We start from the raw sequence: 23,572 nt of genomic DNA, 5'->3' as shown, positions 1-23,572 counted from the left end.
TTTATCCTGTACAGGTTGGGCCCGGCATCACGCCGGGCGACTTTTTTTGAGATCAGGTAGGGACGATGCGCGGACGCGACGAAGAAACCGGTGAATTCCACGACAAGAGCCGCAGCCAGAACCGGCGCGACGCGCTCGACGTCCTGGCCCTGGGCGAGAAGCTGGTGTCGTTGACCCCGGCCCAGCTGGCGCGCCTGCCGATCCCGGAAGACCTGCTGCCGCACATCGCCGAGTGCAAGCGCATCACCGCCCACATCGCGCACAAGCGCCAGCTGGCATTCCTGGCCAAGCACATGCGTCGCGAGGAGGACGCCACGCTGGATGCGATCCGCGATGCGCTGGATGCCAACAGCGAAACCGGCCGCCGCGAAGTGGCGATGATGCACCGCGTGGAAGACTGGCGCGAACGCCTGCTGGCCGAAGGTGACAAGGCGCTGGCCGCCCTGCTGGACGACTACCCGCAGGCCGACCGCCAGCAGCTGCGCACGCTGGTGCGCAACGCGCAGGCCGAGAAGGCGAAGAACAAGCCGCCGCGTGCCTACCGCGAGATCTACCAGGTGCTGCGCGCGCTGATGCTGCCGGCGGCGCTGGGCCTGAAGGCCAGCGGCGAAGACGCTGGCCAAGTCGAGACCGACGAGGCCGACGAGGGCTGAGTCCGCGCCGGTCGGGGTGGTGGCGCTGGCCATCGCCCGGCTCAGGCCTGGGTACCGCCGACGGTGATGCCCTCGATCAACAGCGAGGGCTGGCCGACACCCACGGGCACGCTCTGCCCGTCCTTGCCGCAGATGCCCACGCCCTCGTCCAGGGCCAGGTCGTTGCCGACCATGCGCACCTTCTGCATGGTTTCCGGACCGTTGCCGATCAGGGTCGCGCCCTTCACCGGCGTGGTGATGCGGCCATCCTCGATCAGGTACGCCTCGGTGGCCGAGAACACGTACTTGCCGCTGGTGATGTCGACCTGGCCGCCACCGAAGTTGACCGCGTACAGGCCCTTCTTCACCGAACGGATCATCTCCTGCGGGTCGTGCTGGCCCGCACGCATGTAGGTGTTGGTCATGCGCGGCATGGTCATGTGCGCGAACGATTCGCGGCGGCCGTTGCCGGTCGGCGCTACGCCCATCAGGCGCGCGTTGAGGCTGTCCTGCATGTAGCCGACCAGGATGCCGTCCTCGATCAGCGTGGTGCACTGGCTGGGATGACCTTCGTCGTCGATGTTCAACGAGCCACGGCGTCCGTCCAGCGTGCCGTCGTCGACGATCGTCACGCCCGGGGCGGCAACGCGCTCGCCGATCCGGCCCGCGTAGACGCTGGTGCCCTTGCGGTTGAAGTCGCCTTCCAGGCCATGGCCGACCGCTTCATGCAGCAGCACGCCGGGCCAGCCCGGGCCCAGTACCACCGGCATCACGCCGGCCGGTGCCGGTACCGCTTCAAGATTCACCAGCGCCTGGCGCAGCGCCTCACGGGCAAAGGCTTCCGGGCGGCCATCGGCGAACAGCGCCTCGTAGCCATAGCGGCCACCGCCACCGGCATAGCCGGACTCGCGACGGCCGTTGTGCTCGACGATCACCTGCACGTTCAGGCGAACCAACGGGCGCACGTCGGCGCCCAGCACACCGTCGCTGCGGGCGATCAGCACCGTGTCAACGCCACCGGACAGGCTCACCATCACCTGCTTCACGCGCGGGTCGGCGGCACGCAGATAGCCGTCCAGGCGCTTGAGCACCTCGACCTTGGCCTCGTTGCCGATGCCGTCGATCGGGTCCAGCGCCGGATACAGCGCGCGCGCATTGCCCCGCAGCAGCGAACGCCCGGTCTGGGCGCCACCTTCGCGCGAGATCGCACGCGCCGACTGCGCCGCAGCCAGCAGCGCGTCGGCATGGATGTCATCGGAGTAGGCGAAGCCGGTCTTCTCACCGGAAATCGCGCGCACACCCACGCCCTGCTCGATGGAATGGGCACCGTCCTTGACGATGCCATCCTCCACGCTCCAGCTCTCGCGGCGGGCGTGCTGGAAGTAGAGGTCACCAAAGTCCACACCGGGGCCGAGCAACTGCCCGAAGGTGCGCTCCAGGCCAGCGGTATCCAGGCCACCAGGGCGCAGCAGGCGGTCTTGGGCAAGCGTCAGGGCGATATCAGTCATGGTCTCGATCTGGGGGTGCGGGGGCGCTCAGGCAAGCCCCGTGAACGGGAACACCATGCTCAGCGTGAACGCGAGCGTGGCAGGTCGGTCACCGTCGGCGGAACCGCCGGTGCCGGTGTGGGTGCGGGCGGCGTCTTGTCGCGGCTGCGTTCGATCACTTCCACCTTCGGCTCCTTCCATGGACCGGTAACCTTGTAGGTGCGGGCGCCGATCTCGCCCAGTGGCTTGGACAATACCGCATTGGTCGCCGCGCCGAGCGCCGCGCCGACCGGGCCGCCGGCGACGGCCCCCACCACGGTCAGCAGGTTGCCGGCGCGCGGGTTCACGTCGATGGTCTGGTCGAACTGCTGGTTGCGCAGGTCGGCCTGGCCACGGATGGTGATGTTCGCCGCCGGACCCTCGATCAGTACCTTGTCGGTGCGCGCCACGCCCTGCCCGAACTGCACGCTGCCATCCACCTGGTTGAACGCGAAGCCCTTGGAGAAGAAGTCGCGGAAGTCGAACATCAGGCGACGCGGCAGCTGGGCCACGCTGAGCAGGCCGAGCACGCGGCCGGCGCCGGGCTCCAGTTCCAGCAGCTGGCCGTTGCGTGCGTGCAGGTCCAGGCGCCCTTGCAGGTTGGCCAGCTGGAAGTCCGAGGGCCCCCCGCTCCACGACGCCTGCAGCTGTGCCTGGCCGGAACCGCCCCGCAGCTGGCCACCGTAGTCGAGGTTCTGCATCAGGCCCCCCAGGTCTTCACTGCGCACCTGCGCGGTCAGCTCGGTGCGGGCGCCACCGGTGCGGCCCAGCCAGCGGCCACTGATGTCGATCTCCTGGTCCGGTGCACGGAAGCGCAGCTCGTCCACGTTCAATCCGTTGGCCAGCGGCCGCGTGCGCAGCACCGCCTGGCCGAGCACGACCTTGCCGAACTGCAGGTCGGCGATGTCCAGTGCGAACGGCGGCAGCTTGGCCGGATCCATGTCATTGGCGCCCGCGTGCACCCGCGCTGGCGCGGCCGCGCCCGGTGCCGGCGGCAGCGACTGCCAGTGCACGCGGTCGAGTTGGCCACTGATGGTGCCCCCTTCGGCATTGGGTACGGTCAGGCGACCGGCCAGCGAAGGTCCATCCAGCCGCACATCCAGTGCCTGCGGGCCCGGCTGCAGCTGCAGGCGGGTCTGTTCGAAGACGCCACCGATCAGCATCAGCTTTCCAACCTGCACGTCCACCGCGCGCAGCGGCATGCCGTCATCGTCATTGCCACCACGGGCCAGGCCGATCCACTCCAGCGCATCCAGGGTCGGGCTGCGGCCGTTGACGGACAGCCCGCTCGGCGGCGGCTCGCGATCGACATGGTCGCTGCCCAGGGTGACCTGCACACCGGTCTGGTTGTTGTGGCTACGCGCGGCCAGGGCCAGGCGCTGGCCAAAGGCTACGTCGATGCGGCCCGCGCCCATCGGCAGCTGCGCAGCCACCGTGGTCGCCAGCGGCTCACCCGCAGGCTTGTCCAGCGGCGCCGGCAGGTCCAGCCGGGTGCCGACCAGGTCCGAACTCAACCGCAGTTCGCTTGGCGGTGCCGGGGCTCCCGGCGCGACCTTGGGCAGGTTGACCGCGATCGTCCACGGCGAGGTACCCGCAATATAGGGCTTGAGCCACGCCATTTCCGGGGCACGGTCAATCAGCACGCCGGCATCGAGGCGGGCCGTCAGCTGCGACTCGAACGCCAGCTTGCTGTCGTGCACGTAACCGCCGGCACGCAGGCTCAAGCGACCGTCCTGTCCGAGGTGGCGCACGGCCAGGTCTTCGGCACCGAAGCCACCGTTGCTGTAGCGCGCTTGCCCGTGCATGTTGTCGAAGGTCAGCTGGAAGCGCTTGTCCACCAGCTTCACGCCGCTCAGGTCAACCGTGCCCTGCAGATGCCCCTGGCCTTCATCCTCGTGCAGCGGCTGCAGCAGGTCGAAGGTCACGTGCGCCGGACCACTGGCGACCAGGTTGTCCAGGGTATCGCCATAGTCCTTGTGCAGCGGGCTCTGTCGCAGCATCGCCAGCAGCTTGGCGGCGTCACTGGGGGCATCGGCGCGCACGTACAGCGGCTGGTGACCGAAGTCCGGAATGCCGGCTTCGAAGGCCTGCACCGCCACCCCGGCCAGATCGCCGCGCCCACGCATGTCGAAGCCGGGGCCGATGAAGGCGATGTCGGCGTCCACCTGGCGCATCAGTGGCCAGTCGTGCTGGAAGCGGATGTCGCCGTTGCTGATGTGGCCGGTGGCCTCGAAGCGGCCATCATTGTTGTCGAACGGCCAGTCATCCAGGTCACCGCTGACCAGGCCGACACCGTTGCGCACCTGCCCACCGGCCAGTGCCATGTCCAGCCAGTCGGTGGCGCCCTTGCTCATCTTGGAGTGGATCCAGAAGCGCTTGGCCGCGGTCATCGGCACATCGTCCAGCTTGGCCGCCAGCTGCAGCCACGGCCGCGTACCGTCGCCCTGGAACCAGACGCCGCCACGCACGTCGGCCGCATAGTCGGTGCCTTCCACGCGCATCGCTGCAGTGCCGATGCGCCAGCCGCCGCCTTCGTCGCGCCAACCCACCACCTGGCCCGCCAGGTGCAGGTCATGGCGCACGCCGAAACCGGTTGGCCAGTCGAACTGCAACTGGCGCTGCGGCTGCAGTTGCAGGCTGAAGCCATTGGCATCGCCCTCGAAGCGCCCGCCCAGGCCGCGCAGGCCCGGGGAATGCCCCACGCTGGCAAAGCCCAGCGACGCCAGTTCGCCCTGTGCCCACAACGGGCCATCGCGTTCACCGGCCAGCTGCAGCTCACGCACCTCCAGCTGCGGCCTGGACAGGAACAGCCAATGACGCAGGCCCGGCTCCAGGCGATCACTCAGCGCCAGCGCCCGCAGCGCGGTACCGGCCTGCACATCGCCGGCACTCACCCGCAGCTGTTTGCCGACCTGCAGCTGCAGGCCATCGAGCTGTTGTTCGCCGTCTTCCGTCTTCAGACGAAGGCGCGGCACCTGCAGCGCCCAACCATCGGCCTGGCGCTGCCAACGCAGGCGTGCCTGCAAGCGCTGCAGCTGCAACTGCGGCGTCGCCACGTCGGGCATCGGTGCACCGTCGACGCGCACGTCGCGCAGGTCCGAATCGGTGGTCAATGCCACCGGTGCGAAATCGCGCAGGGTCAGCCACAGGTTCAGTTCGCCCTTGCCCTCGCGCAGGCGCACGCCACCGGCCGCCAGCAGGGGCGACCAGGCATGGAAATCGACAGGATCGGCACCCAGCCAGGCCTGGCCGTTGCCGCGCCCGCGGTCCACGTCCAGCACCGCGGTCAGTGGCAGGGCATCGGTCTGCGCCCAGGCGCGCACGCCCACACGCAGGCGGTCGCCGTTGACGCGTAGGCGCAGATCGATGCGCGGCAGCGTGGTGTCGATGCCCAGCGCCGGCGCATGCACGCCCAGACGGCCTTCGATCACCTGCAGCTCGCCCAACCGGCGCAGCGCATCCAGCGGATCGCCACCGGCATCGGACTGCGGCAGGCCACGCACCGACCAGCGGCCGTCCTCGCCCTGCTGCAGGTCCAGCGCCAGCCCGCGCAGGCGCAGTTCGGTCAGCGAGCGGCCGGGCAGCAGGCCGCTGTACATCGACACCAGCACTTCGGCCTCGCCGATCGCCAGGCCCTGCCCCGCGCCGATGCGCAGGCCCTTCAGCTGCAGCAGCGGGCCACGACGGGTCCACGCGGTCTGCAGCTGGTCGAAACGCACCGGCTGGCCGGCACGCTCACTCAGCCAGGCGGCAATCCTGTCGGGATGGCGCTCGGCCAGCGGCAGCAGCTGGCTGAGCGAGCCCACCAGCAGTGCAAGCCCGACCAGGCCCACCGCGCAGGCGGAAATGAAATGACGGCGGATCCTTCGCAGTCGCAGGCGCGGCGGCGCGCTCATCGGCCACCGCCGGCCTGCAGCCGGCGAGGATCAGAGCAGAACCACATCGAACTGCTCCTGCAGGTACTGCTCGTCCGCCTGGAAGCGGATGCTCTTGCCAAGGAATTCCTCCAGCTCGGCCACCGCCGCGGATTCCTCGTCGGTGATGCGCGCCACGACCTTGGTCGAGGCGATCACCAGAAGGCGCGCGGCATCGAACTGGCGCACGGCACGGGTGATCTCGCGGAAGATTTCATAGGTCACCGTCTCGGCGGTCTTGATGCTGCCGCGGCCGCTGCACTGCGGGCAGGTTTCCGACAGCTGGCGCTCCAGGCTTTCCACCGTGCGCTTGCGGGTCATTTCCACCAGGCCCAGCGGCGAGAAGTCGTACACGGTGGTCTTGGCATGGTCGCGGGCCAGCGCCTTTTCCAGCGTACGCAGCACTTGGCGGCGATGCTCGGCATCGTCCATGTCGATGAAGTCGATGATGATGATGCCGCCCAGGTTGCGCAGCCGCAGTTGGCGCGCCACGGCCTGCGCCGCTTCCAGGTTGGTGCGGAACACCGTCTCTTCCAGGTTGCGCTGGCCGAGAAACGAACCGGTGTTGACGTCGATGGTGGTCATCGCCTCGGTCTGGTCGATCACCAGGTAGCCACCGGACTTCAGTGGTACCTGCTTGTCCAGCGCGCGGCCGATCTCATCCTCCACCCCGAACATGTCGAAGATAGGACGATCGCCGGAATACAGCTCGATCTTCTCGGCCAGCACCGGCATGTACTTGGCGACGAAGGCCTGCAGCTGGGCGAAGGTCTCCTTCGAATCCACCTTCACCTTGTCAACGTCCTTGCGGATCAGGTCGCGCACCGAGCGCAGCGGCAGGCTCAGGTCTTCATAGATGTTGCTGCACGAGGGGGCTTCGCGGCCCCGGCGCTCGACCACGTTCCACACGCGCGACAGGTAGGCGATGTCCTCGGCGATGGCCTCGGCCGGCTGGCCTTCGGCATTGGTGCGCACGATGTAGCCGTAGCCACCATGCTGGGCCGACAGTTCGGTCACCAGCGCCTTCAGGCGCGCACGCTCGGTTTCGTCCTCGATGCGCGCCGACACCCCCACCACCTTGGACTGCGGCAGCAGCACCATGTAGCGCGAGGGAATGCTGATCTGCGTGGTCAGGCGGGCGCCCTTGGTGCCGATCGGGTCCTTCACCACCTGCACCACGATGTCCTGGCCGTCACGCAGCAGCTCGACGATCGGCACGCTGGCCGGCGGCGGCAGGGTGGTGTTCTCGGTATCGGCGCTGGCCACCGGCGCCGGACGCACCACGTCGTTGGCGTGCAGGAACGCGGCGCGCTCCAGCCCAACCTCCACGAAGGCCGCCTGCATGCCCGGCATGACCCGCTGCACCTTGCCCTTGTAGATGTTGCCGACCACACCCCGGCGCCAACCGCGCTCGATGTGCAGTTCCTGCAGCATGCCGTTTTCGATCACCGCGACCCGGGTTTCGCGCGGGGTCACATTGACCAGGATTTCCTCAGACATCAGCAGCCTCCCTGGCGGCATCGGCAGTGGGGGCCGGCACGCCGCAGCGCGCCAGCAGACGATCGGTATGCAGCAGCGGCAGCCCCATCACGCCGGAGTAGCTGCCGGACAGGTGTTCGATCCAACGCTCGGCCCCGCCCTGGATGGCGTAGGCCCCCGCCTTGTCCAGCGGTTCGCCGGTGGCGACGTAGGCGGCGATGTCGGCGTCGGCGATCGGAGCGAAGGTCACTTCGGAAACGACCAGCTCGGTGTCCACGCCGTCGGCGCCCACCACCACTACGGCGGTCATCACCTGATGGGTACGTCCGGCCAGCCGCGCCAGCATCGCGCGCGCGTCGGCAGCATCGACAGGCTTGCCGAACACCTCGCCGTCCAGCACCACCTCGGTATCCGAGCCAAGCACCCGCGCCTGCGGGTCATCGGCCAGCACCCGGGCCAGCCCGGCGCGCGCCTTGTCGGCGGCGACCCGGCATACATACTGTTCGGCGCTCTCGGATGCGGCGCGCTGCTCGACGACCTCCAGGTCCAGGGCCTGGAAGGGGCGTCCGAGTCGGGCCAGCAACTGGTTGCGTCGGGGGGAGCGGGAAGCAAGATAGAGCATCGGCACAGCATAACCTGAGGCCGCCACCTGAATCGTCGGCAACCTGCTCCGGGACGTGGTCGACCCCGATCAGGCTCACAGCGCGTTCATCGCTACGACACCACCCTCATCACACAACAAGGAGTTCCCATGCGCCTGACTGCCACCCCGATGCTGCTTGCCCTGTCCCTCGCCCTTGGAACCTCGATGACTGCCCATGCTGCCCCGTCGTCGCCGTCGATCGCCGCCGCGGCCGAAGGCACGCTGCTGAACATCTCGGCCAACGCCGAAGCGACCCGCGTGCCGGACGTGGCCACCCTGTCGGCCGGTGTGGTGACCCAGGCCGCCGATGGCAACAGCGCGATGCGCCAGAATGCCCAGCAGATGGACAAGGTGCTGGCCGCGATCAAGGCCGCCGGCATCGCCGAGCGCGACGTGCAGACCAGCGGCGTCAGCCTCAACCCGCAGTATCGCTATACCGACAACGAAGCACCGAAGATCACCGGCTACCAGGCCAGCAACACGGTCAGCCTGAAGGTGCGCGACATCGCCAAGCTCGGCAAGGTGCTTGATGCGCTGGCCGCCCAGGGCGCCAACCAGATCAACGGCCCCAGCTTCGAGATCGACCAGCCCGAGCCGGTGTATGACGAAGCCCGCCTGGCCGCGCTGAAGAAGGCACAGGCCCGTGCCCAGACCTATGCCAAGTCGCTGGGCCTGCAGGTGCGCCGCATCGTCAGCATCTCCGAGAATGCCGGTGGTGGTTACCGCCCGATGCCGATGATGCGGACCATGTCCGCTGGCGCTGCGATGGACAAGGCCACCCCGGTCGCCCCAGGCGAATCCACCGTGTCGGTCAATCTGGACGTGGTATTCGAACTGGGCCGCTGATCGCCTCCTGGTCCGGTGCACAGAGGCGGCCCCCGCAGGGGCCCGCCTTTTTCATGCGTGCAGCCGGCGCTGGCTGAAGGCCAGCCCAACGATCCTGACCCTGCCTCTAGGCAGTGGCCGTCCCACCGCGCTACTGATGGACTGCCAGCCGCGTGCGGCAACCCCGCCACGGACTCTGGTGCGTTGAGGACTTCGTCACTGGCATGGAGGTGGACCATGGTTCGTACGTATCCCGTTGCATCCCCGCACTTCGACCCCGCCCGCGTTGCCGCCTGGAGCGCGGCCATCGCCCTGCACCTGCTCGCGTTCCTGTTGCTGCTGATTCCGGCGACCTACCAGGCCGTGCAGGTCCCGCGTGACAAGACGACGGTCAGGCTGATCGAGAAGATCCCGCCAACACCGCCCCCGCCGGTGCTGCAGGAACCGAAGGAAGTCGCCCGGGTCGTGCCGAAACCGCAGGCACAGCCGGCGGCACCGCCACTGCCCGCCCCTACCGCGACCGCGGAAGAAACCCAGGGCATCGCGCTGCCGGCCGCCGAACAGGCCGCGCCGCAACTCGCACCGAGCATCGACAGCACCACGCCGCTGGCCGGCGCCCAGCTGCAGTACCGCAGCGCGCCGCCGCCGAACTATCCGGTGCCGGCCCTGCGCAACCACGAGCAGGGCACCGTGCTGCTGCGGGTGGAGGTCGACAGCAGTGGCCAGCCGGTGGCGGTCAGTATCGAGCGCAGCAGCGGCTCGCGGCACCTGGACCAGGCCGCGCGCCAGCAGGTGCTCAAGCGCTGGCGCTTTGAACCGGCCCAGCGTGATGGCGTAGCGGTCCCGGCCATCGGCCTGGTGCCGGTGCAGTTCTCGTTGCCGGACTGACGATTCGGAGCCGGTCCGACCGTCCGTCGGACCGGCCCCCGGGGCCAAAACGCCAAACTCGGCAAAGTCCAGATCCAAACGTTACGAATTAAGCAAAATTTCACGACTTCGTCACCCGTCGGAAACCTAGATTGACGCGTCCCGGATAGTCCGGAGACAGCCCTCAACGCTACGGTTTTCCAGTTAGGAGAGAAGCTGTGAAACACCTGATCCAACGGCCCGCCAGCCGCCGCCGCAACACCCTGGCATCGTCCATCACCCACATCCTCACCGGCGGCGCCCTGTTGCTGGTCGGCGCCGTGGCTTCCTCCTCCGCCTTCGCGCAGGAACAAGCCACCAACCTCGACCGCATCACGGTCACCGGCTCCAACATCCCGCGTACCAACACCGAGACGCCGTCCCCGGTGCAGGTGGTGAGCCGTCAGGAAATCGACCGCAGTGGCAAGACCACCCTGGCCGAGTACCTGCAGACGATCACCGCCGATGGCGCCGGCTCCATTCCCAAGACCTTCGGCAACGGCTTCGCCGGTGGCGGCGCTGGCATCTCGCTGCGCGGCCTCGGTGCCGGCTCGACGCTGGTGCTGTTGAACGGCCGCCGCATGGCGACCTATGGCCTGGCCGATGACGGCCAGAAGGTGTTCACCGACCTCAGCACCATTCCGCTCGATGCCGTCGAGCGCGTGGAAGTGCTGAAGGACGGCGCTTCGGCGATCTACGGCTCCGACGCCATCGCCGGCGTGGTCAACATCATCCTGCGCACCGACTTCGAAGGTGCGATCCTGCGCGCGTCCTACGGCCTGTCCGGCGATAGCGACGGCGATACCAAGAAGGCCACCCTGACCGCCGGTACCGGTGACCTGTCCAAGGATGGCTGGAACGCATTCTTCAGCCTGGATGTCGGCAAGTCCGACGCGATCAAGATCAGCGACCGCAAGAACCGCAAGTGGATCGGCACCGGCGACACGCGCCAGTGGGGCTATGACGCCACCGACGCGCAGTTCCTCGGCGGCGCCTACCTCAGCGGCCGCACCAACGGCGGCGTCGGCCCGAACGGCTCGGTGTTCAACAATGATGCACCGTCGCCGCACCTGGTCGCCCTGCCGGGCTGCGCCAACCTGAGCACCATTCCCGGCCAGACCGAAGCCTCTTCGGCGGCGCAGGGCTGCCTGTGGGATCCGGCACAGCAGTTTCGCGACCTGACCCCGGAAGAGAAGTACATCAACGTGTTCGGCCGCGCCACGTTCGCCTTCGGCGAAGGCGGCGAGATCTACACCGAGATCGGCTACTCGAAGAAGGAAACCATCTTCAGCAATACCCCTTCCAGCGTGTCCGGTGGCTGGGGCTTCCCCGGCGGTCCGAGAAACGCCAGCAGCGGTGCCGGCGCGACGATGCTCTATGCCGGGCATCCGGACAACCCGCTGCCGTACGCGGCGCGCCTGCGCTACAGCGCGTGGGACGTCGGCCCACGCGTGACCAACAACACCAACGAGTTCAACCGCTTCCTGGTTGGCGCCAAGGGCAACTGGGGCGACTGGAGCTATGACACCGCCTACCTGCATTCGGGCACCGACCTGGTCAACAAGCGCACCGGCTTCCTGCGTTACAGCTCGGTGCTGTGCGCGCTGGGCAACCCGAACTGCGCCGGCGGTACGTGGCGCATCGGCGACAACGCCAACCTGAACTCGCAGGCGCTGTACGACTACATCTCGCCGACCATCAGCGCGCGCGCCAAGTCCAGCCTGGACATGTTCGACTTCACCGTGTCGCGCAGCCTGATGGACCTGAAGGGTGGCCCGCTGGGCCTGGCCATCGGTACCGAGTGGCGCAAGACCAGCAACAGCCTGACCCCGCAGACCTACACCGACCAGGGCGACATCATCGGCCTGGGCTACTCGGCCTATGACGGTACCCAGAACGTCTATGCCGGCTACGTCGAACTGTCGGCACCGGTGCTGGAGCAGCTGGAACTGTCCGGCGCGGTGCGTTACGACAAGTACGAAAGCGGTGAGGGCAAGGCCACGCCTAAGCTGGGCGTGAAGTGGACCCCGGCCGACTGGATCGCATTGCGCGCCAGCTACGCCGAAGGCTTCCGCGCGCCGAACCCGGCCGAGAACGGTGACGGTGGCCTGGCTGCCTTCTCCAACGCCCGCGACCCGGTGCGTTGCGCCATCGATGCCGGCGAATGCACGCCGCGCTCGATCGCGATCATCACCCGCCCGAACAAGGACCTGAAGCCGGAAGAGTCCAAGAGCTACTCGGTGGGCCTGGTGCTGCAGCCGACCTCGACCACCTCGATGACCGTTGATGCCTGGCAGATCAAGCGCACCAACGAGATCGTGCAGGGCAACACCGCGGCCGCCATCCTGGCCGGCAACGTGCTGCGTGACTCCAACAACATTGGTGGCGTGCCGAACTCCGGCAGCATCCTGGCCGTCAACACCGGCTACGTGAACGCCAGCTCGTCGCGGGTCCGCGGTATCGATACCGATATCCGCCAGACCTTCGATATGGGTCCGGGCCAGCTGGAGCTGGACCTGCAGTGGAGCCACATCCTGAAGTTCGAGCGCACCGAAGGCGGTGAGACCGTTGACTATGCCGGCACGCACGGTAACTGCGACGTGACCAACTGCATCGGCACGCCGAAGGACAAGATCAACTTCGGCACCACCTGGAAGCAGGGCGCGTGGAGCGTGAGCGGTGTTGCCAACTACATCAGCAAGATGGACAACACCGACAAGCGTGGCGGCGATTACCAGGCGTTCTATGAGGATGGCACGCCGGTGACGAAGATCTCTTCGTTCACCACCTTCGACCTGTCCGGCCGCTGGAACATCACCGACGCCTTCGAGCTCAATGCCTCGGTGGCCAACGTGTTCGACCGCATCGCACCGCTCGATCCCACCACCTACGGCGGCGTGAACTACAACCCGATGCACTTCTCCGGTGCACTGGGCCGTTACTTCACCGTGGGTGCCAAGTACACGTTCAAGTAATACCGTCTGCAGCATCACCTTCGAAGGCCCGGGCACCTGCCCGGGCCTTCGTCGTTGCGGCGCCTCTTGCGCGCATGTTCACGGGTACACCGCTACCGTGTGCACGCGGCATCACCGCCGCAGGGGATCTCCATGGCCGCGACATCGCAACGCCTTGGCCTGCCCGCGTTGACCGCACTGGTGGTCGGCTCGATGGTCGGTGCCGGCATTTTTTCCTTGCCGCAGAACGTGGCGCGCAGCGCCGGCCCGGCCGCTGCGCTGATCGGCTGGGCGGTCAGTGGCGCCGGCATGCTGATGCTGGCCTTCGTGTTCCAGGCCCTGGCCAACCGCCGGCCGGACCTTGATACCGGCATCTACGCGTATGCGCGCGAGGGCTTCGGCAACTACATCGGCTTCTCCGCCGCATGGGGCTACTGGGTCGCCTCGGTACTGGGCAACGCCAGTTTCTTCGTGCTGATCTTCAGTGGCCTCGGCCACTTCATGCCGGTCTTCGGCGAAGGCAATACGCCGGCCGCCGTGGCCGCCTCGTCACTGCTGCTGTGGACCGTGCACCTGCTGGTGCTGCGTGGGCTGCGCACCGCCGCCATCGTCAATGGACTGGTAACGGTGACCAAACTGCTGCCGATCGCGCTGTTCCTGATCCTGGCCGCCGGCGCGTTCCGCATGGATGTCTTCCGTGCCGACTTCTTCGGTACGCCTGCACTGGGCGATCTCGGCCAGCAGCTGCGCGGCATGATGCTGGTGACCGTGTGGGTATTCATCGGCATCGAGGGCGCCAGCATCTACTCGCGCCGCGCTGCGCGACGTGCCGATGTCGGCCGTGCCACGGTGATCGGCTTTCTCGGCGTCTGGCTGCTGCTGGTGCTGGTCAGCCTGCTGTCGATGGGCGTGCTGTCGCAGGCGGAACTTGCCGGGCTGCCCAATCCGTCGATGGCCTATGTGCTGCGCGCGATCGTCGGCGAGTGGGGCGCGACGGTGATCATCATCGGTTCGATCATTTCGGTGCTGGGCGCATTGCTGGCCTGGGTGCTGCTGTGTGCTGAAGTGCTGTACGCTGCGGCCGGTGACGGCACGATGCCGGCGTTCCTGGGCCGCGAGAACGCGCGCGGCGTGCCGGCCAACGCACTGTGGCTGAGCAACGGGCTGATCCAGCTGTTCCTGCTGCTGGTGCTGGTCAATTCCGGCAGCTACACCGGTCTGGTGCTGCTGGCCGCATCGATGAGCCTGGTGCCCTACTTCCTGTCCACCGCGTTCGGCGTGCAGCTGGCCTGGCGCGGCCAGGCCTATGCCGGTGAACCCGGTGTGCGCTGGCGCGATTTCGTCGTCGCGCTGCTGGCCAGTGCCTATGCGCTGTGGCTGGTGTATGCCGGCGGCCTCGACAACCTGCTGCTGTCGGTGCTGCTGTACGTGCCCGGCGTGGTGCTGTTCGCGCTGACCCGACGCCAGCGCGGCGAGAAGGTGTTCACGCGCTGGGAGTGGGTGTTGTTCGGCGCCATTGTGGTGGTGGCGATCGCTACGCTGGTGGCGTTCTCCAGAGGTGCGCTGGCACTGTAGAGCCGAGCCCACGCTCGGCTTCGCACAGGCACGCCGAGCATGGTCTGGTTCTACAGCTGGCGTTGCGGCAGCATGCCGATGTCCTGCATCCAGCGCTCGGCCAGCCGCGGCCACGCCGCGACCGGTGCATCCTTCACGCGCAGCCCGAACGCATGGCCGCCACGTGCGAACAGGTGCATTTCCACCGGCACCTCGGCGTCGATCAGGGCCTGGTAGTAGGCCAGTGATTCGCGCACGTCATCGGTGCGATCATCGGTGGCCTGCGCAATGAACGTCGGCGGCACCGTTCCATCAACAACGATGTCCTTGACCAGCGACAGCCCGTTGCCGTGCCCTGCCCACAGGTGCCCGGAATACATCACCATCGCGAAATCCGGGCGGCTGGACTGTGAGTCGGCAGCGTCGACCGCGGTGTAGCTACGACGTGCGTGCGTGCTCAGTCCCGCCACCACATGACCACCCGCAGAAAAACCGATCACCCCCACCCGCTTCGGGTCGATGTTCCAGCGCTGTGCCTGCGCACGCAGCAGCCCCATGGCGCGCTGTGCGTCCTGCAGCGCCATCGGTACCGACGGAATGTCGCGGCAGTTGCAGTCGGGATCCCAGTTCGGGCCGGACGCCGGCACGCGGTACTTCAGCAGCGCGCAGGTGATGCCCTGCGCGTTCAGCCAGTCGCAGATTTCGCTGCCTTCCAGGTCCATCGCCAGCACCCGGTAACCCCCTCCAGGCACCACCATCACCGCGGTGCCATTGGCCGGCCCCTTCGGCGGAAACACGGTGAGGGTCGGCACGGCCACGTTCTGCAGCATCGTCCAGCGTTCTCCGCTGGCCTTGGAAACCGCTTCGCCAACCTGCTCGGGGCCTTTCAGTTTTGGCGGCGGCTCCACCGTGCCCTGCGGCCACAATGGCAGCTCGGTGGTGCCCTGCGGCGGATGCCAGGTCGGTGGTGCGGCATTCGCTGCGGCGAAGGCTGGCTGTGCAAGCAGCAGAAGGACGACGGACAGGAGTGCGCGCACGATCAACATCCGTGGTTGGATACAGCAGATTGTAGAGCCGAGCCCATGCTCGGCTGCACCCTCGAAGCCGAGCACGGGCTCGGCGCTGCAACAACGCAAAAAAAAGACCTGCATCTTGCGATGCAGGTCTCTTCAAGGTGGCGCCCGAAGTTGGACTCGAACCAACGACCCCCTGATTAACAGTCAAGTGCTCTAACCGGCTGAGCTATTCGGGCAGACGACTAGTATAACCACTCTTCACGCGCGATGGTAGGGGTGATTGGCAATCATTGCCGCTGCCCGATACAACTGCTCGGCCACCACCAGCCGCACCAGCATGTGCGGCAACGTCAGCGGTCCGATCGACCACTTTTCATCGGCCAGCGCGGAGACTTCCGGCGAGTGTCCTTCCGGGCCACCGATCAGGAACGCCAGGTCCCTGCCCTGCCCACGCCAGTGTTCCAGGCGCTGCGCCAGCTGTTCGGAACTGAGCTGCCGGCCGGGCACATCCAGCGCCACCACGTAGGCATTCTTCGGCAACGCGGCGATCACGCGCTTGCCTTCGTCCTCGGTGGCGCGACGCGCATCGCGGCCCTTGCCGCGCAGGCCGGGCTCGACTTCCACCAGCTCGAACGGCAACCAGTGCGACAGCCGCTTCTGGTACTCGGCAAAACCCTGCGCCACCCAGCTGGGCGCGCGTTCACCGGTGGCGATCAGGCGGGCTTTCATCAACGGTCCTCCAAAACGTCGACGGCGCCATCGGCGCCGTCGAAGGGATGCATCAACGTGCGGCTCAGGCCACTTCGTCGTCGCTGGACGGCGGCTGGTCGCCGACGGTCCACAGGCGCTCGAGGGCGTAGAACTCACGCACGCGCGGCAGCATCACATGCACGATCACGTCGCCCAGGTCGACCAGCACCCATTCGGCTTCGCGCTCACCTTCAACACCCAGCGGCATCACGTCGATGTTCTTGGCGAAGCGCACGACTTCATCGGCGATCGACTTGACGTGGCGGGTCGAGGTGCCCGAAACGACGATCATGTAGTCGGCAACGCTGGACCGGCCGCGCACGTCGATCTCGACCAGGTCCTTGGCCTTCAGGTCTTCGGTGGCTTGGCGGACGCTGGCCAGCAGTTCCGGCACGGACGGCGGCGGGCTGGGCAGATCGACCTTGATGGTCTGGGGCTGGGTCTGGTTGCTCAAAGTGGATCGACTCGATAAACGTGGGGGCGATTATACGGGGATGGCGCGGCGGCGCCATTCACGGCGATGCCGGGCGGTACAGCCCATGTGCAGCGACATAGTCCGCAACGGCCGGCGGCAGCAGTGCGCGCCAGGGGCCGCCGGTGGCGATCTGCGACCGGACGGCACTGGCCGACTCCTCGCGCAGCGGATGGTGCAGGCGCAGGATGCGCCCGGCCGGGCTGGCGAACAGGGCCTGTTCGCTGTCGGCCCAGCGCCCTTCCAGCGCGCGCCCCAGCTCGCCATCCACCGAAGCGCGCAGCGGGCTGCCCGGCCGCTCAGCCACCACGAAATGGGCCAGACCGAACAGGGCCTCCCATTCGTGCCAGCGGGTCAGGCCCAGCAGGCTGTCGGCACCGACCAGCCAGGCCAGCGGCCGGCTCGGGCCGAGCTCACCGCGCAGCTCGCGCAGGGTGTCGACGGTGTAGGACGGGCGGCCCGGGAAACGCAGCGCCCGGTCCAGCTCGCGATGATCCAGCAGCAGGCCGGGTTCATCGCCGATGGCCAGCGAGAGCATGGCAAAGCGCTGGTCAGCGCTTGCGCCCGGCACTGCGCGATGCGGCGGATCCGCCGCCGGCAGCATGCGTACGGCAACCTGCAGCTCATCCCGGGCGGCGCGCGCGATCGCCAGGTGGCCGAGGTGCACCGGATCGAAGGTGCCCCCGTAATAGATCCGCAGGCTCATCACTCAGGCCCGCGCCAGCAGGCGCACGGCACGCGGTTCGGCCACCGCCACCAGCAGGCGTTCCAGCGCCAGCCAGGCATCGCCGTCAGCGCGCCCCTTGGCGATGCGGTCGACCAGCCCCGCCTCGGCCACGAAGCGCTCCCAGCGCTTGCCTTCCGGGTGCCGCTGCAGCGCACGCTTGTAGGGTGCCTGCCGCGATTCCCAGATACCGCGCGATTTCATTTCGGCGGCCAGGTTGCCGCCGCGCGCCTGTACCCGGGCCAGGCCGGCACCGGCCAGCAGCTCGCGGATCACCATCGGCATCAGCGCGGCCACCGCCTCGCCCTCGCCGCGCAGGCCCGCCAGCATGCGCAGCACCGCCGGCGGCTGGCCCGAGAACGCGGCCTCCACCAGGCGGAACACGTCGTAGCGGGCAGCATCGGCCACCAGTGACTCCATCCGTTCCACGTCCAGCGGCTGGCCATCGGCCAGCAGCGCCAGTTTGTCGATTTCCTGGGCAGCGGCCAGCAGATTGCCTTCCACCCGCTCGGCCAACCGCTGCACGGCGGCCGGGTCGGCGCGCAGGCCCTTGCCACGCAGGCGGCGCTCGATCCAGTCCGGCAGTTCGTGGGGCTTGATCGCCCAGGCCACCGACAGCACGCCGATGCGGTTGACTGCCTCGGCCCACTTGCCCTGGTGGGCCTTGCTCCATTCGTTGGCGCTGATCATCAGCACCACGTCCGGCGCCGGGTTGGCGCAGAACTGGCTGATCACCTCGGCCCCGTCCTTGCCCGGCTTGCCGCTGGGCAGGCGCACCTCGACCAGGCGGCGGGCGCTGAACAGGCTGGGCGCATTGAAACTGGCGTCGAGCTGGTTCCAGTCGAAGTCGCGGCCATCGGCGTCGAACACCTCGCGCTCGCCGATACCGGCGGCGCGCGCGCGCGCACGGATGGCGTCGGCCGCCTCCAGCACACGCAGGGTTTCCGGGCCGGCAATCAGGTAGACCGGCGCCAGCGCGGTATCAGCGCCCTGGCTGGCCAGCTGCTCCGGACGCAGTTCCATCGCCGCGGCTCAGTGCTTGGCTGCAGGGACCGGCTCGGCCGGCACCGCCCCTTCAACCGGCCTGGCCTTCGGCGCCGACAGGCTGCCGCCCTTCTCGATTTCGGCACGGACCACGCTGTCGATGCGGCGGATGATCGATGCGGACATTTCCCGGCGCAGTTCATCGGCCAGGATCTCGCGTTCGGTGGTGGTACCGGTGGCGTCGGTCGGCGGCGACACGTAATCGCGCGACAGTTCGATCACCTGCTGCGGCACCAGCTCGCTGCCGTCCTCACGACGGAAGATGAAGATCACCGCATAGCGCAGGCTGTATTCCTGGGCACGGCCCTGCGAGTCGATGGCGATCGGCAGGTCGCCCCAGCGTTCGGACAACACCTGCAGCTGGGTACTGGGTTCCTTGCTGTCTTCGTCGGCCAGCTTGGCACCCGACGCCAGCAGGCTGCGGTTGAGCAGCTTGACCAGTTCACTGTACGGCGCGGTGGAGACCACCTTCACCGGCGCGGTGTCGGTCGGCAGCATCAGCTTGTTGCGCAGATGGAAGCCGCAGCCGGCGAGGCCGAGGGCGAGAACGAGGGCAAGCAGGATTCGGGTCATGAGGACAGTCTGGCGGAGCCGGGCGATCACGGCAACACACAGCCTGCCCGAAGCCGCGTGAATGCAGGGCCATCAACTGAGTGGCCCTGCACCGGGAGGACACCCGCCACCCTGCAGGCGGCGGATGCGGGGTACATCAAGCGGCGACGATGTTCACGATCTTGCCCGGCACGATGATGATCTTGCGCACCGTCAGGCCTTCCATGAACTTGGCAGTGTTCGGCTCGGCCAACGCCAACGCCTCGACCTGCTCGCGCGCGGCATCGGCGGCCACTTCGATGGTGCCACGCAGCTTGCCGTTGACCTGCACCGCCAGGGTCAGCGCGTCGCGCACCAGGGCACCGGCGTCGGCCTGCGGGAACGGCTGGTCTTCCAGCAGCGTCTCGTCATGACCCAGCACCTGCCACAGGGCGTGGCTGGCATGCGGGGTGATCGGGTTCAACAGCAGCACGATGGCCTGCAGCGCTTCCTGACGCACAGCGCGCCCCTGAGCACTGCCGTCATCGAACTTGGCCAGCGCGTTCATCAGTTCCATCACCGCGGCAATGGCGGTGTTGAAGCTGTGGCGGCGGCCGTAGTCGTCACCGACCTTGCCGATGGTCTCGTGGGTCTTGCGGCGCAGCGCCTTCTGGTTGGCATCCAGCGCGGCCACATCCAGCGCCGGGGCGGGGCCATCGGCCGCGTGCTTCTGCACCTGGGCCCACAGGCGGCGCAGGAAGCGGGCCATGCCGTCCACGCCGGCTTCGTTCCACTCCAGCGACTGCTCCGGCGGCGCAGCGAACATCGAGAACAGGCGCACGGTGTCGGCACCGTACTTGTCGACCATCGCCTGGGGGTCCACGCCGTTGTTCTTCGACTTGGACATCTTCTCGGTGCCACCGACCACCACCGGCTGGCCGTCGGCGATCAGGGTGGCGCCGGTGATGCGGCCGCGCTCGTCGCGCTGCACTTCCACATCGGCCGGGTTGATCCAGTCCTTCGAGCCATCCGGGTTCGGGCGGTAGTAGGTTTCGGCAATCACCATGCCCTGGCACAGGAGGTTGCGCGCCGGTTCGTTGCTGTCCACCATCCGCGCGTCACGCAGCAGCTTGTGGTAGAAGCGGAAATACATCAGGTGCAGGATCGCGTGCTCGATGCCGCCGATGTACTGGTCGACCGGCAGCCAGTAGTTGCCGCGCTTGTCGACCGCATCACGGGCACCCGGCGAGGTGTAGCGCGCGTAGTACCAGCTCGACTCCATGAAGGTGTCGAAGGTGTCGGTCTCGCGCTCGGCCGCGCCACCGCAGTCCGGGCAGGTGGTCTTGCGCCATTCCGGGTCGGTCTTGATCGGCGAACCGGTACCCGAGAACGCCACGTCCTCCGGCAGCACCACCGGCAGCTGTTCTTCCGGCACCGGCACCGCGCCGCACTTGGCGCAGTAGATCACCGGAATCGGGCAGCCCCAGTAGCGCTGGCGGCTCACGCCCCAGTCGCGCAGTCGGTAATTGACGCGGCGCTGGCCCTGGGCCTTGCGCTCGAAACGTTCGGCCAGGGCTTCGAAGGCGCCCTGGAAGTCCAGGCCGTCGAATTCGGCCGAGTTCACCAGTTCGGTCTGGCGGCTCTTGTCGCTGTACCAGTCCTGCCAGCGGGCACCGTCCCAGGTGCGCTCGTCGTCGTTGCGCGGGTCCTTCAGGGCGATGACCTGCACGATCGGCAGGCCGTACTTGTTGGCCACTTCGTTGTCGCGCTGGTCATGACCCGGAACAGCCATCACCGCACCGGTGCCATAGCCCATCAGCACGAAGTTGGCGACCCACACCGGCACCTTCTCGCCGGTGACCGGATGGATGGCACGCAGGCCGGTGTCCATGCCGCGCTTTTCCTGGGTCTCCAGCTCGGCCTCGGACACGCCGCCCTGCTTCATTTCCGACAGCAGCGCAGCCAGTTCCGGGTTGTTCTTCGCCGCGTGCAGCGCCAGCGGGTGCTCGGCGGCGATCGACACGAAGGTCACGCCCATCACGGTGTCCGGGCGGGTAGTGAACACACGCAGCGGGTCCAGCACGCCGCCGTCGACGTCACGCACGTCGAACTGGATCTCCAGGCCTTCGGAACGGCCGATCCAGTTGCGCTGCATGGTCTTGACCGAGTCCGGCCAGCCATCCAGTTCATCCAGGCCGTCCAGCAGCTCCTGGGCATAATCGGTAATGCGCAGGAACCACTGCGGAATCTCGCGCTTTTCGACCAGCGCGCCGGAGCGCCAGCCACGGCCGTCGATGACCTGCTCGTTGGCCAGCACGGTCTGGTCGACCGGGTCCCAGTTCACCACCGCGTTGCGGCGGTAGGCCAGGCCCTTGCGCATCAGGCGGGTGAACATGCGCTGCTCGTGGACGTAGTAGTCCGGGCGGCAGGTGGCGAATTCGCGCGACCAGTCCACCGCATAGCCCATGGCCTTGAACTGGCCACGCATGTGCTCGATGTTCTTGTACGTCCACGCCGCCGGTGCGGTCTTGTTCTTGATCGCGGCATTTTCCGCAGGCAGGCCGAACGCGTCCCAGCCCATCGGCTGCAGCACGTTGTGGCCGGTCATGCGCTTGTAGCGGCTGATCACGTCGCCGATGGTGTAATTGCGCACGTGGCCCATGTGCAGCGCACCGGACGGGTACGGGAGCATCGACAGGCAGTAGTACTTCGGCTTGTCCGAAGTCTCGTCGACTTCGAAGGCACGAGTGGCGTCCCAGTACTGCTGGGCGGCGGATTCAACCTGCTGCGGGTCGTAGGCGTTGGTTTCAGCGCTGGTCATGGAACACGCGGATGCGGCGGCAAAGCGGTACAGCGTACCGCAGTGCGGCAAATGGCTCCAATCCTGTCCGCCGGCCATGGGTGCCACGGGCACCCGGAAGCGGTCTCAGCGTGGCCGCGACAGCGGCAGGGCCAGCGCCAGCCAGCCCGCCCAGCAGGCGAACGCAATCCGCTGCGCCAGCGGTGCCGGCAGCAATCCCTGCAGGGCGAAGGCGGCAAGCCCCGCCAGCGCGCCGCAGGCCACCGCCATTCCCCCCAGGCCACGGCCCTGCGCCTGGCGCAACCGGGACATGCCCAGCAGCAGGGTGCCGGCGACAAAGCCCAGCACCCAGATCATCCAGGCGCTGGCGTGCAGTTGGCTGGCCGGGCCATGCAGGTCGTCCACGTCCAGCGGCAGCAGGCCCATGGCGGCAAAGGCCAGTCCCGCCAGCAGCAGCATCTGGCTGCCCACCCGCGGCGCCCACCCTGCCGTTGCGGGGAGTCCACGGCGCAGGCACTCGGCCACGACAACCGCCAGCAGGCCCGGCAGCACGAAGCCCAGCAGATTGAAGGCCAGGGCATGCGGCACGCCCTGCGCGCCCAGCAGGGCCACCGGATGGCGGACCTGTGCATAACCGTCCAGGCCGGCACCGAAGCCGAGTACTGCCAGCACGAACAGCAGCGCAGCGACCAGGCCGGACAGGCGCAGCAACGAGGACAGTGACGACATGCGGGCTCCGGAACAACGACGACGGGAAGGCGGCATTGTCGGGCATTTGCCGCACCCCGGGTTGAGACCGGCAGCGATCGTCACCATAGAATCGGTCTCCAGATGCCAAACGATGCCTCCCCCATGACCGAAACGACCTACGTATTCGACGCCACCACTGCGACCTTCGAGGCCGAAGTCCTGCAGAAGTCGCTGCAGACGCCGGTGCTGGTCGACTTCTGGGCCACGTGGTGCGGGCCGTGCAAGACCCTGGGCCCGATGCTGGAAAAGCTGGCCGCTGAGTACAACGGCGCCTTCGAGCTGGCCAAGGTCGACGTCGACAAGGAACAGCAGATCGCCGCCGCCTTCCAGATCCGCTCGGTGCCGACCGTGTTCCTGGTCAAGGGCGGCCAGCTGGTGGACGGCTTCCCGGGTGCCATTCCGGAAGGCCAGCTGCGTGAATTCCTGGCCCAGCACGGCATCGTGCCGGCTGATGTCGGTGACACCGCCGCCGAAGACGAAGCGCCGCTGGATCCGCAGGCACAGGTGGATGTACTGCGTGCGCAGATCGCCGCCGAGCCGGACAAGGACGAACTGAAGCTCGACCTGGCCCTGGCCCTGCTGCAGATCGGCGGCGTGGACGAAGCCGGCACGCTGATCGACGGCCTCCCCGCCAACCTGGCCACCGACGACCGCGCCGTGCGCGCCCGCGCCCGCCTGTCCTTTGCCGCGGCGCTGAAGGACGCCCCGGCCGCCGAGGTGCTGGACGCGCGTATCGCCGCCGACGGCAACGACCTCAGGGCCCGCCACCTGCGCGGCGTGCAGCTGCTGCTGGGCGGCCATGACGAAGCCGCGCTGGCACAATTCCTGGAAATGCTGCGGATCGACCGGAGTTTCGAGGACGGCCTGCCGCGCAAGGCGCTGATCGATGCCTTCAATGTGATCTCCGACGAGGACCTGGTCGGCCAGTACCGGCGCAGGATGGCATCCCTGCTGTTCTGAACGGCAGCCGGGTTCGTTCAGAATCCCTGCACTGGACGCGGGCAATAATGCGTGCGATGGCGGCCGTACGGCCGCCACGATCCGTTCGGGGG

Annotated in this window: 18 protein-coding genes and 1 tRNA gene; 6 read left to right on the top strand and 13 right to left on the bottom strand. The window is 67.8% G+C overall.

The features are described 5' to 3' along the window. The first annotated feature begins 65 nt into the window (after nt 1-65). The gene (gene yjgA / locus AC5P8Z_RS06935; protein WP_495228554.1) at nt 66-653 is read left to right on the top strand and encodes a ribosome biogenesis factor YjgA; all 588 of its coding nucleotides are present in this window, start codon (nt 66-68) and stop codon (nt 651-653) included. Nucleotides 654-694: 41 nt separating this feature from the next. On the opposite strand, the gene tldD is transcribed toward yjgA, so the two are convergent. The 4 genes from tldD to AC5P8Z_RS06915 are packed head-to-tail and all read right to left on the bottom strand — an operon-like array spanning nt 695 to nt 8,173. Continuing rightward, a complete protein-coding gene (tldD, locus tag AC5P8Z_RS06930) occupies nt 695-2,140 on the bottom strand; it encodes a metalloprotease TldD (protein WP_286069309.1) in 1,446 nt (481 codons plus the stop codon). 59 nt (nt 2,141-2,199) lie between these two features. Further along, nucleotides 2,200-6,054: a YhdP family protein gene (locus tag AC5P8Z_RS06925; RefSeq protein WP_495228553.1), complete on the bottom strand. Its 3,855-nt coding sequence runs from the start codon at nt 6,052-6,054 to the stop codon at nt 2,200-2,202. Between the two features lie 30 nt (nt 6,055-6,084). After that, nucleotides 6,085-7,572, bottom strand: coding sequence for a ribonuclease G (gene rng, locus AC5P8Z_RS06920; protein WP_286069312.1), 1,488 nt, complete (start codon nt 7,570-7,572; stop codon nt 6,085-6,087). Further along, complete coding sequence (locus AC5P8Z_RS06915; RefSeq protein ID WP_286069314.1) at nt 7,565-8,173, bottom strand: Maf family nucleotide pyrophosphatase; 609 nt, start codon at nt 8,171-8,173, stop codon at nt 7,565-7,567. The genes rng and AC5P8Z_RS06915 overlap by 8 nt, the downstream gene beginning before the upstream one ends. 129 nt (nt 8,174-8,302) lie before the next feature. Here AC5P8Z_RS06915 and AC5P8Z_RS06910 point away from each other — a divergent pair, with 129 nt between their 5' ends. From AC5P8Z_RS06910 to arcD, 4 genes are all read left to right on the top strand, one after another. Beyond that, nucleotides 8,303-9,040, top strand: a complete 738-nt coding sequence (locus AC5P8Z_RS06910) for an SIMPL domain-containing protein (protein ID WP_286069315.1) — start codon at nt 8,303-8,305, stop codon at nt 9,038-9,040. A gap of 216 nt (nt 9,041-9,256) precedes the next feature. Then, nucleotides 9,257-9,907 carry an energy transducer TonB gene (locus AC5P8Z_RS06905; RefSeq protein WP_295565184.1) on the top strand — a complete coding sequence of 217 codons (651 nt, stop codon included), beginning with the start codon at nt 9,257-9,259 and terminating at the stop codon, nt 9,905-9,907. Nucleotides 9,908-10,104: 197 nt separating this feature from the next. Beyond that, nucleotides 10,105-12,900, top strand: coding sequence for a TonB-dependent receptor (locus AC5P8Z_RS06900; protein WP_286069318.1), 2,796 nt, complete (start codon nt 10,105-10,107; stop codon nt 12,898-12,900). Nucleotides 12,901-13,032: 132 nt separating this feature from the next. Further along, nucleotides 13,033-14,454: an arginine-ornithine antiporter gene (arcD, locus tag AC5P8Z_RS06895; RefSeq protein WP_295565186.1), complete on the top strand. Its 1,422-nt coding sequence runs from the start codon at nt 13,033-13,035 to the stop codon at nt 14,452-14,454. 50 nt (nt 14,455-14,504) lie between these two features. On the opposite strand, the gene AC5P8Z_RS06890 is transcribed toward arcD, so the two are convergent. The 9 genes from AC5P8Z_RS06890 to AC5P8Z_RS06850 all read right to left on the bottom strand — a co-directional run bounded on the left by AC5P8Z_RS06890 (nt 14,505) and on the right by AC5P8Z_RS06850 (nt 22,499). Continuing rightward, nucleotides 14,505-15,458: an alpha/beta hydrolase gene (locus AC5P8Z_RS06890; protein WP_495228931.1), complete on the bottom strand. Its 954-nt coding sequence runs from the start codon at nt 15,456-15,458 to the stop codon at nt 14,505-14,507. Nucleotides 15,459-15,608: 150 nt separating this feature from the next. Next, nucleotides 15,609-15,685: transfer RNA gene (locus tag AC5P8Z_RS06885), tRNA-Asn, on the bottom strand. A gap of 22 nt (nt 15,686-15,707) precedes the next feature. Then, nucleotides 15,708-16,178, bottom strand: a complete 471-nt coding sequence (gene rlmH, locus AC5P8Z_RS06880) for a 23S rRNA (pseudouridine(1915)-N(3))-methyltransferase RlmH (protein ID WP_495228550.1) — start codon at nt 16,176-16,178, stop codon at nt 15,708-15,710. A 64-nt stretch (nt 16,179-16,242) separates the two neighbouring features. Continuing rightward, complete coding sequence (rsfS, locus tag AC5P8Z_RS06875; protein ID WP_005418109.1) at nt 16,243-16,653, bottom strand: ribosome silencing factor; 411 nt, start codon at nt 16,651-16,653, stop codon at nt 16,243-16,245. Between the two features lie 58 nt (nt 16,654-16,711). Next, the gene (nadD, locus tag AC5P8Z_RS06870; protein ID WP_495228549.1) at nt 16,712-17,380 is read right to left on the bottom strand and encodes a nicotinate-nucleotide adenylyltransferase; all 669 of its coding nucleotides are present in this window, start codon (nt 17,378-17,380) and stop codon (nt 16,712-16,714) included. Continuing rightward, a complete protein-coding gene (holA, locus tag AC5P8Z_RS06865) occupies nt 17,381-18,418 on the bottom strand; it encodes a DNA polymerase III subunit delta (RefSeq protein ID WP_295565195.1) in 1,038 nt (345 codons plus the stop codon). A gap of 9 nt (nt 18,419-18,427) precedes the next feature. Continuing rightward, on the bottom strand, nt 18,428-19,012 hold the full coding sequence (locus AC5P8Z_RS06860; protein WP_286069324.1) for an LPS-assembly lipoprotein LptE: 585 nt from the start codon (nt 19,010-19,012) through the stop codon (nt 18,428-18,430). A gap of 136 nt (nt 19,013-19,148) precedes the next feature. After that, nucleotides 19,149-21,791: a leucine--tRNA ligase gene (gene leuS, locus AC5P8Z_RS06855; RefSeq protein ID WP_495228547.1), complete on the bottom strand. Its 2,643-nt coding sequence runs from the start codon at nt 21,789-21,791 to the stop codon at nt 19,149-19,151. A 105-nt stretch (nt 21,792-21,896) separates the two neighbouring features. Continuing rightward, entirely contained in the window at nt 21,897-22,499 is a 603-nt protein-coding gene (locus AC5P8Z_RS06850; protein ID WP_495228545.1) for a DUF998 domain-containing protein, read from the bottom strand. Between the two features lie 123 nt (nt 22,500-22,622). On the opposite strand from AC5P8Z_RS06850, the gene trxA reads away from it, so the two are divergent. Next, a complete protein-coding gene (gene trxA / locus AC5P8Z_RS06845) occupies nt 22,623-23,480 on the top strand; it encodes a thioredoxin (protein ID WP_286069327.1) in 858 nt (285 codons plus the stop codon). Nucleotides 23,481-23,572 lie beyond the last annotated feature (92 nt).

The organism is Stenotrophomonas sp. YJH_SMC_17 (assembly GCF_059371655.1).
This window is presented reverse-complemented; position numbering and strand designations above follow the sequence as displayed.

Excerpts from the sequence above, each read along its gene's own strand:
- AC5P8Z_RS06850 (WP_495228545.1), bottom strand. The coding sequence starts at position 22,499 with ATGTCGTCACTGTCCTCGTTGCTGCGCCTGTCCGGCCTGGTCGCTGCG.
- AC5P8Z_RS06905 (WP_295565184.1), top strand. The coding sequence starts at position 9,257 with ATGGTTCGTACGTATCCCGTTGCATCCCCGCACTTCGACCCCGCCCGC.
- rng (WP_286069312.1), bottom strand. The coding sequence starts at position 7,572 with ATGTCTGAGGAAATCCTGGTCAATGTGACCCCGCGCGAAACCCGGGTC.
- tldD (WP_286069309.1), bottom strand. The coding sequence starts at position 2,140 with ATGACTGATATCGCCCTGACGCTTGCCCAAGACCGCCTGCTGCGCCCT.
- AC5P8Z_RS06915 (WP_286069314.1), bottom strand. The coding sequence starts at position 8,173 with ATGCTCTATCTTGCTTCCCGCTCCCCCCGACGCAACCAGTTGCTGGCC.
- trxA (WP_286069327.1), top strand. The coding sequence starts at position 22,623 with ATGACCGAAACGACCTACGTATTCGACGCCACCACTGCGACCTTCGAG.
- AC5P8Z_RS06860 (WP_286069324.1), bottom strand. The coding sequence starts at position 19,012 with ATGACCCGAATCCTGCTTGCCCTCGTTCTCGCCCTCGGCCTCGCCGGC.
- arcD (WP_295565186.1), top strand. The coding sequence starts at position 13,033 with ATGGCCGCGACATCGCAACGCCTTGGCCTGCCCGCGTTGACCGCACTG.
- rlmH (WP_495228550.1), bottom strand. The coding sequence starts at position 16,178 with ATGAAAGCCCGCCTGATCGCCACCGGTGAACGCGCGCCCAGCTGGGTG.
- holA (WP_295565195.1), bottom strand. The coding sequence starts at position 18,418 with ATGGAACTGCGTCCGGAGCAGCTGGCCAGCCAGGGCGCTGATACCGCG.
- AC5P8Z_RS06925 (WP_495228553.1), bottom strand. The coding sequence starts at position 6,054 with ATGAGCGCGCCGCCGCGCCTGCGACTGCGAAGGATCCGCCGTCATTTC.
- leuS (WP_495228547.1), bottom strand. The coding sequence starts at position 21,791 with ATGACCAGCGCTGAAACCAACGCCTACGACCCGCAGCAGGTTGAATCC.
- AC5P8Z_RS06910 (WP_286069315.1), top strand. The coding sequence starts at position 8,303 with ATGCGCCTGACTGCCACCCCGATGCTGCTTGCCCTGTCCCTCGCCCTT.
- yjgA (WP_495228554.1), top strand. The coding sequence starts at position 66 with ATGCGCGGACGCGACGAAGAAACCGGTGAATTCCACGACAAGAGCCGC.